Annotated in this window: 12 protein-coding genes and 2 pseudogenes; 9 read left to right on the top strand and 5 right to left on the bottom strand. The window is 68.4% G+C overall.

The genetic code is table 11. From position 1 onward, the window contains the following. Nucleotides 1-48 precede the first annotated feature (48 nt). The 4 genes from G4G31_RS07820 to G4G31_RS07805 form a co-directional block, all read right to left on the bottom strand. Nucleotides 49-2,319, bottom strand: coding sequence for an ATP-binding protein (locus G4G31_RS07820; RefSeq protein ID WP_182991709.1), 2,271 nt, complete (start codon nucleotides 2,317-2,319; stop codon nucleotides 49-51). A gap of 15 nt (nucleotides 2,320-2,334) precedes the next feature. Next, complete coding sequence (locus G4G31_RS07815) at nucleotides 2,335-2,898, bottom strand: DUF4390 domain-containing protein (protein WP_229425444.1); 564 nt, start codon at nucleotides 2,896-2,898, stop codon at nucleotides 2,335-2,337. Nucleotides 2,899-3,058: 160 nt separating this feature from the next. Further along, entirely contained in the window at nucleotides 3,059-4,393 is a 1,335-nt protein-coding gene (gene rsmB / locus G4G31_RS07810) for a 16S rRNA (cytosine(967)-C(5))-methyltransferase RsmB (protein WP_182990944.1), read from the bottom strand. Next, nucleotides 4,390-4,635, bottom strand: coding sequence for a hypothetical protein (locus tag G4G31_RS07805; protein ID WP_182990943.1), 246 nt, complete (start codon nucleotides 4,633-4,635; stop codon nucleotides 4,390-4,392). Before G4G31_RS07805 ends, rsmB begins: the two co-directional genes overlap by 4 nt. Nucleotides 4,636-4,840: 205 nt before the next feature. On the opposite strand from G4G31_RS07805, the gene argS reads away from it, so the two are divergent. The 9 genes and pseudogenes from argS (at nucleotide 4,841) to G4G31_RS07770 (ending at nucleotide 11,201) form a co-directional block, all read left to right on the top strand. Continuing rightward, the gene (argS, locus tag G4G31_RS07800) at nucleotides 4,841-6,589 is read left to right on the top strand and encodes an arginine--tRNA ligase (RefSeq protein ID WP_182990942.1); all 1,749 of its coding nucleotides are present in this window, start codon (nucleotides 4,841-4,843) and stop codon (nucleotides 6,587-6,589) included. A gap of 5 nt (nucleotides 6,590-6,594) precedes the next feature. Further along, the gene (locus G4G31_RS07795; RefSeq protein WP_182990941.1) at nucleotides 6,595-7,314 is read left to right on the top strand and encodes an SPOR domain-containing protein; all 720 of its coding nucleotides are present in this window, start codon (nucleotides 6,595-6,597) and stop codon (nucleotides 7,312-7,314) included. A gap of 161 nt (nucleotides 7,315-7,475) precedes the next feature. Next, nucleotides 7,476-8,147: a thiol:disulfide interchange protein DsbA/DsbL gene (locus G4G31_RS07790; RefSeq protein WP_182990940.1), complete on the top strand. Its 672-nt coding sequence runs from the start codon at nucleotides 7,476-7,478 to the stop codon at nucleotides 8,145-8,147. Nucleotides 8,148-8,149: 2 nt separating this feature from the next. Then, nucleotides 8,150-8,925, top strand: a pseudogene (locus tag G4G31_RS07785) (SDR family oxidoreductase); the annotation flags it as partial. Nucleotides 8,926-8,935: 10 nt separating this feature from the next. After that, the gene (locus tag G4G31_RS28150; protein WP_308622165.1) at nucleotides 8,936-9,343 is read left to right on the top strand and encodes a biotin--[acetyl-CoA-carboxylase] ligase; all 408 of its coding nucleotides are present in this window, start codon (nucleotides 8,936-8,938) and stop codon (nucleotides 9,341-9,343) included. Then, nucleotides 9,340-9,561, top strand: a complete 222-nt coding sequence (locus tag G4G31_RS28145; RefSeq protein ID WP_308622197.1) for a hypothetical protein — start codon at nucleotides 9,340-9,342, stop codon at nucleotides 9,559-9,561. Before G4G31_RS28150 ends, G4G31_RS28145 begins: the two co-directional genes overlap by 4 nt. Beyond that, on the top strand, nucleotides 9,558-9,701 hold the full coding sequence (locus G4G31_RS28140) for a hypothetical protein (RefSeq protein ID WP_308622142.1): 144 nt from the start codon (nucleotides 9,558-9,560) through the stop codon (nucleotides 9,699-9,701). The genes G4G31_RS28145 and G4G31_RS28140 overlap by 4 nt, the downstream gene beginning before the upstream one ends. After that, nucleotides 9,701-10,459 (top strand): annotated as a pseudogene (locus G4G31_RS07775) (type III pantothenate kinase). Before G4G31_RS28140 ends, G4G31_RS07775 begins: the two are co-directional and overlap by 1 nt. 235 nt (nucleotides 10,460-10,694) lie before the next feature. Beyond that, entirely contained in the window at nucleotides 10,695-11,201 is a 507-nt protein-coding gene (locus G4G31_RS07770; RefSeq protein ID WP_182990939.1) for an SPOR domain-containing protein, read from the top strand. A gap of 206 nt (nucleotides 11,202-11,407) precedes the next feature. Here G4G31_RS07770 and G4G31_RS07765 read toward each other — a convergent pair whose 3' ends face one another. Continuing rightward, entirely contained in the window at nucleotides 11,408-12,433 is a 1,026-nt protein-coding gene (locus tag G4G31_RS07765; protein ID WP_182990938.1) for a septal ring lytic transglycosylase RlpA family protein, read from the bottom strand. Between the last annotated feature and the right edge of the window lie 5 nt (nucleotides 12,434-12,438).

Raw genomic sequence — 12,438 nt, 5'->3', positions numbered from 1 at the left:
ATCCAGTCGTCAATGCAGCTGATATTCAGGCGTGATTCTATGCCCGTTTTACACTTCGGCCAAGTTCGCCTCTTGTGCTAACTTTAACAGCAAAATGAATACTGACGCGCCAGAACCGTCCGGACGGTTCTGGATATCGATGCGGCCACCGTGCTCATCGATAATCTTCTTCACCATCGGCAGGCCGAGGCCGGTGCCGCGGGCTTTCGAGGTGACGTAGGGTTCGAAGGCGCGGGCGAGGATTTTCGGGGCGAATCCAGGGCCGTTGTCGAGGATGGCAAGGCGTACGGCGGTCCCGGCCGTGCCGTCCGCCCCGGTGTAGTGGATGATCTCGGTGGCGACGTCGATGCGCGGAGAAGGCGCGCCCGGCGCGCGGTCCGCAAAGGCGTCCTGGGCGTTCTGCAGCAGGTTGTGGATCACCTGGCGCAGCTGGGTCGCGTCGCCCATCACGCGCGGCAGGTTCGGTTCCAGCGCCGCATGGATGATGTCGGACGCGTCCTCGGCCAGGTACAGGTTCAGGATTTCGCCGATCAGGTCGTTCAAATCAAGCGGTTCGAGCACCGCCGGCGGCGTGCGCGCATAGTCGCGGAAGTCGTCGACCATGCGCTTCATGGCGTCGACCTGGTTGACGATGGTGGTCGTGGCGCGCTCGAGCAGCGCCTTGTCGCCCGCTTCCAGGCGGTCGGCCAGCTTCATCTGCAGGCGTTCGGCCGACAGCTGGATCGGGGTCAGCGGGTTCTTGATCTCGTGCGCCAGGCGCCGCGCCACTTCGCCCCAGGCCACCGAGCGCTGTGCCGAAATCACGTCCGAGATATCGTCGAACACCACGATGAAGCCGCTGCCCACCCCCACCGGCAGGCGCGAGCCGCGCGCCAGCAGGGTCGTGTCGTGGTCTTCGCCGGCGGCGCGGCGCGGGATTTCGATCTGCTGCTGCCAGTGCGTCCGCTGGCGCGCGGTGCCCGCGGCCGACTGCGCGCTCTGCGTCGAGAAGGCACGGGTGACGGCGTTGGCGAAATTCTCCGTGCCTTCGATCTTGTTCAGCGGCCCGTGCAAATTGCAGTGTTCCATCTGCAGGATGCGGCAGGCGGCGTCGTTCGAGTTGACCACTGTCCCCTCGGCGTCGAGCACGAGCACGCCCGCCGACATGTTGGCCAGCACCGACTCCAGGTGGGCCTTGGCGCTTTGCAGCGCTGCGCGGTTGCGTTCGACCGCGCTCCTGGCCTCGAACAGCTGGCCGGTCATGGCATTGAAGGATTGGGTCAGGGTACCGAGTTCGTCGCTGGTTTCGACGATCGGGCGCGGCGACAGGTCGCCCTCGGCCACGGCTTGCGTGCCCTCGGCCAGCACCAGCAGCGGCTGCGCCAGGTTGCCGGCGATGAGCACCGCGCTGCCGATGGCGCCGAAAATGGCCAGCAGCAGCGTCAGCGTCAGGGTGTGCAGGTACATGCGGCGCAGGCTGTCGCGCGACCAGGAGCGCTGCTGGTATTCGCTGTAGGCGCTTTTCAGCACGGCCGCGTTCGAGGCCAGGTTGACCGGCACCGCCTGCATCACCTGCAGGTAGCGCGGCGCCGCACCGGGCGGCTCGGGCACGGCCAGCACCACGCGCAGGCGCAGGCCGGTGGCGGCGTCGAGACCGTTCGCCTCGCCGTTGGCGCCCTCGCGGAAATCGAGTTCGATGCCCCCTTCGGCGCGCGCATAGCCGCCCGGCATGCCGGCCTGGCGCACCATCTGCGGGTTCGGCAGGTCGGCCGTGAGGTCGGCACGGCGGTCCTGGCTGGCGCTGGCCACCAGCTTGCCGCTGGCATCGAGCAGCATCGCGCTCTGCATGCCTTCGGTGTCGCTCACCAGCTGCGACAGCGTCATCTGGGCGCCGACGTCATCCTGGCCGGACAGGGTTGCCGCCACGGTCTGGGCACTGTTGCCCAGTTCGCCCAGCGCCTCGTCGAGCGCGGCATGGCCGAGGTTCAGGCCGGACTGCAGGGCGGACTCGATCTTGACGTCGAACCAGGATTCGATCGAATGGGAGACGAACTGCACCGACACCATGAAGATGATCAGGCCGGGCAGGATGCCGATGCCGGCAAAGAGCAGCACCAGCCGCGCCATCAGGCGCGAACCGAAGCGCCCCGCCTTGTAGCGCGAATACAGGCGCCCGAGGGCGACCAGCACCAGGATCAGGAGCAGGAAGGCGATCGTCGCGTTCAGGCCCAGCAGCCAGGCATAGTAGCGCTGGAAGAAGCCCGAGTTGTCCGAGGCCGAGGCGAGCAGGAACAGCAGGATCGAGACGATCGCCCCGCCGACCACCAGCGCGTAGCGCATGGCCTGGTTCACGGCTTACTCCGCACGGTAGGTGAAGGTCTTCCAGTTCGAAGCCAGGCGCCAGTCCGAATTGCCGAAGGCATTGACCTGCAGCGGCTTTTGCAGCAGGTCGCGGTCCATGTACATGCGCAGGCTGACCTCGTAGGTCTCGCCGTGCTTGAGAGCCCCTTTCGGTGCAATCAGCCAGCGGCTCGGACGCCGGATCTGGAACATGGCTTCGTCGAGGGTCTGGTAGGTCTGCTGGACGCTGCCGCCGACCGACACATAATACTGGCGCAGCAGCACGTCGTAGGAGATGCTGACCGTGCGCCGGGTGGACACGGCGCGGTCGTCGCGCCAGTACCAGCGCGGGCGGGTCAGTTCGATCTCGGTCGTGAAGAACAGCTTGACGCCGTGCTGCAGGGCGTCTTCCAGGTCGCGATTGAGGTCGAATGCGTAATTGGCGCCGAGGCGGTAACCCTCGTCGGTCGCCTCGATTTTCGCCAGCGTGATCTCGATCCCGTCGGCCGCCTGCGCCGTTGCGCACGCGAAGACCAGCAGCAGCTGGCAGGCGAGGAGGCGGAAGAATCGTAATGTCACAGGTGGGCCGGAACCTAAATTAATTGAGCGCAGAGCGTGTTTAAAAATCGCCATGGCCGCGTTGCATCGTCTCGCCGTACCAAGGTACTGTCTTCGACGATGCGTCGGTGGGCCGCATCCCCTGCCCTGACGAGCGTTAAACAAGCTTGCGTGTGAAAAGTTACGCCACGCGCTTGTGGAACAGGGCATAGAACAGCCCGTCATGATCCAGCCCGGCGCCGCTCGTGGGGAGCAGCTGGCCCGGCGCGTCAAGGCGGATGGCGTCCTCATGGCGGGCCGCAAAGGCGGCCGCCTGCGCCTCCGACTCCTGGGGCCAGAGCGAACATGTCACAAACAGCAATTTACCATCGGGCAGCAGCATCTGCCAAAGATTGTCGAGTATCTGCGCGGAAAGTGTTGTAAGTTGGCGCGTGTCGGTCTTGCGGCGCAGCCAGCGGATATCCGGGTGGCGCCGCACGATGCCCGACGCCGTGCACGGCACGTCGGCCAGGATACGATCGTATTGACGGCCATCCCACCAGCCGGCCGCCTGCGCTTCGGCCGCCACCAGCGTCGCCTGCAGGCCGAGACGGCCGAGGTTGTCGCCCACGCGCGCCAGGCGCTGCGGGTCGGCGTCGACCGAGGTCAGCTCGACGTCGGCGCTCTCGAGGATATGGCCGCTCTTGCCGCCGGGCGCCGCGCAGGCGTCGAGCACGCGCATGCCCTCACGCAGGTCGAGCAGCGGCGCGGCGAGCTGGGCGCCGGCGTCCTGCACCGACACCAGGCCCTCATGGAAACCGGGAATCTGCGCCACGTTGGTCGCCTGCTTCAGGCGCAGTGCGGTCGGCCCGACCACGTCGGCTTCGAAACCGGCATCGGCCAGGCGTCCCGGGTAGTCCTCCACCGAAGTCTTGCGCGTATTGACGCGCAGCGTCAGCGGCGGATGGGTGTTGCCGGCCGCGAGGATGGCTTCCCAATCGCGCGGATAGGCGGCGCGGGTGGCGTCGATCCACCATTGCGGGTAGTTCCACTGCGCCAGCGGCTGCTGCAGCGCGCCGGCGACGAGCTGTTCGCGCTCGCGCAGGAAGCGGCGCAGCACGGCGTTGACCATCGCCTTGGCATGGGCGAAATCGGGGTGGCTCGCGGCCGCGTTGACCGCCTGGTCGACCACGGTGAAGGCCTCATAAGGAGCACTCTCCCCTTCCGGCGGATCGAGCAGTACCAGCGCGCAGCACAGCAGGCCGGCCAGCATCGGTGCGTCCGGCGCCTTGCTCGTCATCTGGCCGAGCAGGGTCTCGGCGCGGCCGAGCCCGCGCATGCTGCGGTAGGCCAGGTCCCGGATCGCGCCGCGCGTTTGAGGAGCAGCGTCATAGGCCTTGAACACGGTAGCGAGCGCCTGGGGCAGCGCGGTACCGGCGCGCACCCGTGCCACCGCCGCGGCGGCGCCCAGCAGCGCCAGCGCCAGCGAGTCGCCCGACAGCGCGGGACGGTAGTCGAGCTGGAACTGCTGCTTCATTTCATGGCTTGGACGGGGCGCCTCGGCGCGCGCTGCCGGCGCGCGGGCGGCTGGGGGCCAGCCTCGGACGGGCCTGCCTGAGCGGGCGCGGCCGGCTTGGCTGCCGGCTTCGGCGTGGTGGCCTGGGCCCGGGCCTGCGGCCTGGCGTGCTGCGCCGCCGGGTTGGCGACCGGTCGCGGAGCGGGCTTGGCGCCGCTGCGGGCCTTGGGCTTGATGGAGAGCGTGGGGCGCTTGTCGGTCATGATGGCGGGCAGGTACGGTAAAGACCCGCATTGTACCGGCTCCACCTTTGGCCGGGCTTAAACAGCCGGCCAGGGACGGGCGCCAGCGCCACAACCGGAAGCCCCGGGCATATTCGGCGCTGCAGCAAACCAGTATAATGAACCACTGTTTGCCGTGGCCGCGGCCACCGCCCTGCTGAACTTATCGACTTCACCCTCCGAACCTATGCTCGCCCAACAAAAACAAGAAATCGTCGCCCTGTTCCAGGCCGCCCTCGCGCCGATCGTTGCCGGCAGCGATCTGACGCCGAATATCGTGCTGGAACGCCCGCGCGACCCGGCCCATGGCGACATCGCCTGCAACGTCGCCATGCAGCTGGCCAAGCCCCTGAAAACCAACCCGCGCGAGCTGGCCACGCGCCTGGTCGCCGCCCTGCTGGCCGAGCCGGGCGCTGCCGGCCTGGTGGAATCGGCGGACGTCGCCGGTCCCGGCTTCATCAACCTGCGCGTGGCCGCCAGCGCCAAGCAGTCGGTGGTGCGCACCATCCTGCAGACCGGCGAAGCTTTTGGGCGCGGCCAGTCCGGCGCCGGCCACCATGCCATCCTCGAATTCGTCTCGGCCAACCCGACCGGCCCGCTGCACGTCGGCCACGGCCGCCAGGCCGCGCTGGGGGATGCCCTGGCCAGCCTGTTCGAGTCGCAGGGCCATGAAGTCACCCGCGAGTTCTACTACAACGATGCCGGCGTCCAGATCGCCACGCTCGCCAACTCGGTGCAGGCGCGCGCACGCGGCTTCAAGCCGGGCGACGAGCAATGGCCCGAGTCGGCCTACAACGGCGACTACATCGCCGAGATCGCCGCCGACTTCCTGGCGAAGAAAACCGTCGCGGCCAGCGACGGCGAGCCGGCCACCGCCAGCGGTGACGTGAACGACCTCGACTCGATCCGCCGCTTCGCCGTCACCTACCTGCGCAACGAGCAGGACCAGGACCTGCAGGCCTTCGGCGTCAAGTTCGACAATTATTACCTCGAATCCTCGCTCTACGCCGACGGCAAAGTGGAGCAGGCCGTGCAGGCCCTGGTCGACGCCGGCGTCACCTACGAGCAAGATGGCGCGCTGTGGCTGAAAACCACTGATTATGGCGACGACAAGGACCGCGTGATGCGCAAGTCCGACGGCACGTTTACCTATTTCGTGCCGGACGTGGCCTACCACATGCAGAAGTTCCGCCGCGGCTTCGACCAGGCCATCAACATCCAGGGCAGCGACCACCACGGCACCATTGCCCGCGTGCGCGCCGGCCTGCAGGCCGTGAACATCGGCATCCCGCAGGGCTACCCTGACTACGTGCTGCACAAGATGGTCACCGTCATGAAGGGCGGCGAAGAGGTCAAGATCTCCAAGCGCGCCGGTTCCTATGTCACCGTGCGCGACCTGATCGAATGGTCGGGCGGCGGCGACATCACCCGCGGCCGCGACGCGGTGCGCTTCTTCCTCATCTCGCGCAAGGCCGATACCGAATTCGTGTTCGACGTCGACGTCGCCCTCAAAACCTCGGACGAAAACCCGGTCTATTATGTGCAGTACGCCCACGCGCGCATCTGCTCGGCCCTGGCCAACTGGGGCGGCGACGAAGCGCAGCTGGCGAACGTCGACCTGTCGGGCTTGACCACGCCGCACGAAGCGAGCCTGCTGTCGAAGCTGGCCGCGTATCCGGAGATGCTGCAGCGTGCCCAGGCCGAACTCGGCCCGCACCAGGTGGCCTTCTACCTGCGCGAACTGGCCGGCGAACTGCACAGCTACTATTTCGCGCACAAGTGGCTGCTCGACGGCGACGAGCCGCTCAAGCTGGCACGCCTGGCGCTGGCCACCGCGACGCGCCAGGTGCTGCGCAACGGCCTGGCCCTGATCGGCGTCTCGGCACCGGTCAAGATGGAACGCAACCCTACCGAACCACAAGAGCAAGACGAGTAAACGCGATGACCGCTATCACCCGCATCCCTTCCCTGCGCCTGCAACGCGGCAGTACCCTGACCGGCATCATCATCGGCCTGATTATCGGGCTGGGGATCGCGGTGGCGGTCGCCCTGATGATCACCAAGGGCACCTCGCCCTTCACCGACCGTTCCACGAAAATGGGACGGCCGGCCGACCTCGAACCGAGCCAGGCCAACGATCCGAACAAGCCGATGTACGGCAACCGCGACGCCGCGCGCGAAGCGGCGCGCCAGCTGGCCGAACGCGAAGCCAAGCAGGCAGCAGCCGCCGCCGCGACCGCCACGACGCCGGCGCCGGCGCCGGCCGCCGCCACCGACGCCGACCCGCTCGGCCAGGCGATTGCCGGCATGACCGAGGCGGGCAGCGCCAAGCCGGCGGCAGCCGCTGCTCCAGCTCCCGCTCCGGCGGCGGCGCCTGCCGGTGCGCCGGCTGCAGCCACCCCGGCCGCCGCGGGCGCGGACGAGAAATACATCTATTACTTGCAGGCGGGCGCCTTCCGCGAGATGTCCGATGCCGAGGCCACCCGGGCCAAGCTGGCCTTGCTGGGTTTCGAGGCGGCGATCAGCGATCGCAGCAGCGACAGCGGCGTGCTGCACCGGGTGCGCCTGGGGCCGTTCAACCAGGTCGAAGCCGTGAACAAGGCGCGGGCGAAGCTGCTCGACAGCGGTATCGACGTCGCCATCGTCCGCAATACCAGATAGGTCCTTGATAAACCTACTGCGCGTCGGATTGTCGGCCTGCGATGCTCCGCACCGGCGGACCGGCTGTACTACTCGTACAGCTGCGCTTCTCGGCCAACACTCCTTCCGCTCGCTACGGTTTCTCAAGGCCCCGTGACGTTCCTGACTAGATAAGGAAAACCATGAATTTGCTTCGTCGTTTGTTCGTTACCACTGCATTCTTCGCCCTGAGCGGTGCCGCTTTTGCCGCACCCGTTGTTCCGGCCCAGGGTGTGCACTACCAAGTGCTGCCGCAGCAGGTCAATCCGATGGCGGGCAAGCAGGTGGAGGTGATCGAGTTCTTTGCGTATTACTGCCCGCATTGCAATGTGTTCGAGCCGCTGCTGGCGGAATGGGTCAAGAAGCAGGGCAGCAATATCGTGTTCAAGCGCGTGCACGTGGCCGGTGGGCCGCGCGTGCTGCCGCAGCAGAAGCTGTTCTATACGCTCGAGGCGCTGGGACTGCTCGAGCAGTACCATGCGCGTGCGTTCGCGGCCATCCACGAGCAGGACCAGCGCTTTGCCAACGACAAGGAAGTGCTCGACTGGGCCGCAAAGGCCGGGATCGACCGCGCCCGCTTCGCCAGCGCCTATAACTCCTTCGGCGTGCAGGCCCAGGTGCGCCGTGCCGGCACCATGATGAACGAGTACCGCGTCGACCACTGGCCGATGGTGGTCATCGATGGCCGCTTTGTCACCTCGCCGTCGATGGCCAATCCGGAAGGCTCGAGCGCCCGTACCGAGACCGAGCAGCAGCAGGTCGCGCTGCAGGTGATGGACACCCTGGTGGCGAAAGCCAAAGCGGACAAGAAATAAGCATGGACGCCGGGACCGCCGAGCGCGTCTTCATCACCGGCGCCTCCAGCGGCATCGGCGCGGCGCTGGCGCGCGAGTACGCGGCGCGCGGCGCCACGCTCGGCCTGCTGGCCCGGCGCGGCGATGCCCTCGCTGCGCTGGTCGCCACCCTCCCCCATCCGGAACGCCACCGCACCTATGCGGTCGATGTCTGCGACCATGCGGCGCTGGCGGCCGCCGGTGCCGACTTCCTGGCGGAGATGAACGGCGCCGACATCGTCATCGCCTGCGCCGGCATTTCGCATGGCACGCTGACTGAACGTCCCGAGGACTTGCCGGTCTTCGAGGCGGTGTTCGCCACCAACGTCACCGCCACGGTCGCCACCTTCGCCCCCTTTATCCCGGCCATGCGCGAGCAGGGGGCCGGCGTCGGCTGGTGGCGATCGGCAGCGTCGCCGGGGTACGCGGCATGCGCGGCGCGGGCGCCTACTGTGCGTCGAAAGCGGCGGTACATGCCTATTGCGAGTCGCTGCGCCTCGAGCTGAAACGCTCGGGCATCCGCGTCGTCACCATCGCGCCCGGCTATATCGCGACCCCCATGACCAGCAACAACCCCTTCCCCATGCCTTTCCTGATGCCGGCCGAGCGCTTCGCGGCCGCAGCAGTCCGTGCCATCGCGCGCGGCGACAGCTACCGCGTCCTGCCGTGGCAGATGGGCGCCGTCGCCGCCTTGCTGCGCGCCCTGCCGAACCGCGTCTTCGATGCGCTGTTCTCGCGCGCGCCGACCAAGCGCCGCAAGGGGGGGCCGCATGAACGCAGCCGACATCGCGGCCCGATCGGTTTCAGGCGTCGCGGTCGAGGTGGTCGAGGAAACCGGCTCCACCAATGCCGACCTGCTGGCCCGCGCGGCAAGCTTGAGCGGACCGCTGCTGCTGGTGGCACGCCACCAGACCGCCGGCCGTGGCCGGGCCGGGCGCAGCTGGTTGTCTTCAAACGAAGGCTCGCTCACCTTCTCGCTGGCCTGGCATTGTGCGGGCGGCTTGCCGCGCCTGGCCGGCCTGCCGCTGGCAGTCGGCGTGGCGCTGGCCGAAACGCTCGAACGCCTTGGCGTGCAGGTGCAGCTGAAGTGGCCGAACGACGTGCTGCGCGACGGCGACAAGCTGGCCGGCATCCTGATCGAGACGCAAGCCGCACCCCGGGGCGGTACCGGGCCGTGATCGGTATCGGCCTGAACCTCCTGATGCCGGACGAGCTGGAAGCGCGCATCGGCCGCCCGACTGCCTCGCTGCCCTGGCTGGCGCAAATGGACCGCTCCACGCTGCTCGCCGCCCTGCTCGACGGCCTGGCCTCGAACCTGCGCGAGTTCGAGGCGGCCGGTTTCGCCGCCTTTGCGCGCGCTGGAACCTGCGCCATGCCCGGCAGGGCGAGCTGGTGACCATCCTCGATGGCGGCGCCGTGATGCAGGAGGGTATAGCTGCCGGGGTCGACGAGGCCGGGCGCCTGCTGCTCGACAGCGCGGCGGGGCGCAGCGCCGTGCTGGCGGGCGACGTGTCGCTGCGCGTGAAGGGCGCCTGATGCTGCTGCTGATCGACGCCGGCAATACCCGGGTGAAATGGGCACTGGCCGCACCCGGCGCGCCCCCCTTTGGCGACTGGATCGAACAGGGCGCGGCCCCTGCATGCCGACCTGGACGCGGTGGCAAGCAGCTGGCAGGCGCGCGGCACCACGCGTGCGCTGGTGTCGAACGTGGCCGGCGCCGCGCTGCGCGCACGCCTGGCGCAGCTGCTCGGCACGGTCGACACCGAGTGGTTCGCATCGAACGCACGCCGCGCCGGAGTGGAAAACGGCTACCGCGAACCGGAGCGCCTCGGCTGCGACCGTTTCGCCGCGGCCATCGGCGCGCGCGCGCGCTGGTCCCCTGGCCGGCCGCTGGTGGTGGCTACCTGCGGCACCGCGACCACGGTCGACGCGGTCAGCGCCGAGGGCCGCTTCATCGGCGGCATGATCCTGCCGGGACTGGCATTGATGGCCGGCGCGCTGGCGAGGAATACCGCCCAGCTGCCGCAGGCGACCCCCCCGGTGCGACGCCGCCACCGCTGTTCGCCGACAATACGAACGACGCCATCGTCTCGGGCTGCCTGTCGGCCCAGGTCGGGGCGATCGAGCGCGCGCTGGCGGCACACGGCGGCCAGGACGCGGCATCCTGCGTGCTGTCGGGGGGCGCGGCCCCGTATATCGCTCCCGCCCTCAAGGTGGAGCACAGGATGGTCGATAATATCGTGCTGGTGGGCCTGCACGCGGTGGTGCGGTCCGAGTCCGCATACGGAGGATAGGTTTTGTTGAGATTCGTTTTCTGGGCTTTGCTGTGCGCCAACGTGGTGCTGTTCGCACTGGGCCGCGGGCTGCTCGGCAGTGTGGACGCCGAAGTGCGCGAGCCGGCGCGCCTGCGCAACCAGCTGGCCGCCAACCGCCTGGTGCTGCTGAGCGGCGCCCAGGCGCAGGCTGCGGCCGACACCGCGGAACCGCCCGTCCCCGATGACAAGGACGAGGAGCCGGAACAGGCGCCGGATGCGCCCCCTGGCTGCCGCCCCGGCGGCGCCTTCCGGCACGCCGGTCGCCTGCGTCGAGACCGACGCCTTTGCCGCCGGCGACGCGCGCCGCTTCGAGACGCGCCTGGCGCCGCTGGACCTCGGCACGCGCCAGACCCGCCTGACGGTGCCCTTCCAGGAAGTGACGAGCTACATGGTCTACCTGCCATCCCAGGGCAGCAAGGAAGCCGCCGACCGCCGCGTCGCCCAGCTGCAGGAGCAGGGCGTGACGAGCTTCTTCGTGGTCCAGGGCGATTCGCCGATGAAATGGGCGATCTCGCTGGGCGTCTTCAAATCGGACGCGGCCGCACATGCGGAAGTGGCGAACCTGGCGAAAAAAGGCGTCCAGGGCGTGCGCATCCTCCCGCGCGGGCCGCAAACCCAGCGCTTCGCCTACCGCTTCCGCGGTATCGATACCGGCATCCGTGCGAGCATCGTCGAAGCCGGCCGCAACATGCCGGCTGCGGTGCTGCATATCTGCAAGTGAGTACCTGCTAGCGTTGGCAGCCGCGATCCGGACGATCGGGGCGTGCCTGTCGGGTTTGACGTCCAGGCTGATCACAATTCGGCCCGCGTGGAGTCGGGACTCCACCCTGCGTGTACTGCTGTTTCGCAGGGTGGAGTCCTGACTCCACGCGCTTGCACGGGCCGCGCCCGGTCATCGCCAGCAAGGCCATTTGCATGCCAAGCAGCCTAGCGCTTCACCACAATCGGCTTCAAACCCCATTCCGACGGCAGCGCCCGCGCCGCTTCCTGTGCCTGCTCGCGCGAGCCGAAAGGTCCGCCGTACAGGCGGTGCACGCTGCCGGCCGGCGCCACCTCCAGGCCGGCGATGGGAACGCCGGCATCGGCCAGCTGGCGGCTCATTTGCCTGGCTTTGTCCCGGGCCGTGTCGGCGCGGCTGTAGGCGCCGAGCTGCAGGTAGAAGCCGCCACTGGGCGCGCCCTCTTCGGTCGCGGCGCTGTCGGTTGCCGGCTTGAGCGGCACCGGCAAGGCTTGCGCGACGGCGGCGCTGTCGGACTGCACGCGGTCTTCCAGCATCAGCGCGGCGATTTCCGGCGGCGCAGGTTGCGCTTTTGCAGGCGCGGGCCTGCCGGCGCCGGCGAAGCGCGGAACATCGCCGGCGAACAGGCGTTCGACCGTGACTTCATGGCTGCCCCTGCCCAGCAGGCCCAGTTTCAGCGCCGCCGTGTACGAAACGTCGATGACGCGGCTGGCATGGAAGGGCCCGCGGTCGTTGACGCGCACCACCACAGACTTGCCGGTGGCCACATTGGTGACGCGCACATACGAAGGGATCGGCAGCGTCGGGTGCGCCGCCGTCATCGCGTACATGTCGTAGGGTTCGCCCGAGGAGGTGCGCTGGCCATGGAACTTGACGCCGTACCAACTGGCCACGCCGCGCTGGACAAAGGCTTCCTCGTTGAGGATGGGGGTATAGGTCTGGCCGAATACTTCGTAGGGCCGGTTCGCCCATTTGGCATAGGGTTCGGCCTTGACGACGGCGTCGGGCACCAGTTCCAGCCCCGGCGGGATGTTGCGGCCCGGGCCGTCGTCCCGGTAATAGCCGCCGCGGCCGGAACCGGCCGCCGGCAGCTTCGCCGCACCCCGGCCGGCGCCGGCTTTCTGTGCCGTGCCCTTCTGGCTGCCAGTGGTGCCGCATCCGGCCAACAAGGCCGCGAGGACAATGACCGCTGGGAGATGTCTCGAAGCGGTCATCGCGC

Source organism: Massilia sp. Se16.2.3 (genome assembly GCF_014171595.1).
GTDB lineage: Bacteria > Pseudomonadota > Gammaproteobacteria > Burkholderiales > Burkholderiaceae_D > Telluria.
Note: the sequence above shows the minus strand (reverse complement) of the source record. Positions and strands in the feature narration are given on the sequence as shown.

Excerpts from the sequence above, each read along its gene's own strand:
- G4G31_RS07765 (WP_182990938.1), bottom strand. The coding sequence starts at position 12,433 with ATGACCGCTTCGAGACATCTCCCAGCGGTCATTGTCCTCGCGGCCTTG.
- G4G31_RS07820 (WP_182991709.1), bottom strand. The coding sequence starts at position 2,319 with ATGCGCTACGCGCTGGTGGTCGGCGGGGCGATCGTCTCGATCCTGCTG.
- G4G31_RS28150 (WP_308622165.1), top strand. The coding sequence starts at position 8,936 with ATGAACGCAGCCGACATCGCGGCCCGATCGGTTTCAGGCGTCGCGGTC.
- G4G31_RS07770 (WP_182990939.1), top strand. The coding sequence starts at position 10,695 with ATGCGCCCCCTGGCTGCCGCCCCGGCGGCGCCTTCCGGCACGCCGGTC.
- G4G31_RS07790 (WP_182990940.1), top strand. The coding sequence starts at position 7,476 with ATGAATTTGCTTCGTCGTTTGTTCGTTACCACTGCATTCTTCGCCCTG.
- argS (WP_182990942.1), top strand. The coding sequence starts at position 4,841 with ATGCTCGCCCAACAAAAACAAGAAATCGTCGCCCTGTTCCAGGCCGCC.
- rsmB (WP_182990944.1), bottom strand. The coding sequence starts at position 4,393 with ATGAAGCAGCAGTTCCAGCTCGACTACCGTCCCGCGCTGTCGGGCGAC.
- G4G31_RS07795 (WP_182990941.1), top strand. The coding sequence starts at position 6,595 with ATGACCGCTATCACCCGCATCCCTTCCCTGCGCCTGCAACGCGGCAGT.
- G4G31_RS07805 (WP_182990943.1), bottom strand. The coding sequence starts at position 4,635 with ATGACCGACAAGCGCCCCACGCTCTCCATCAAGCCCAAGGCCCGCAGC.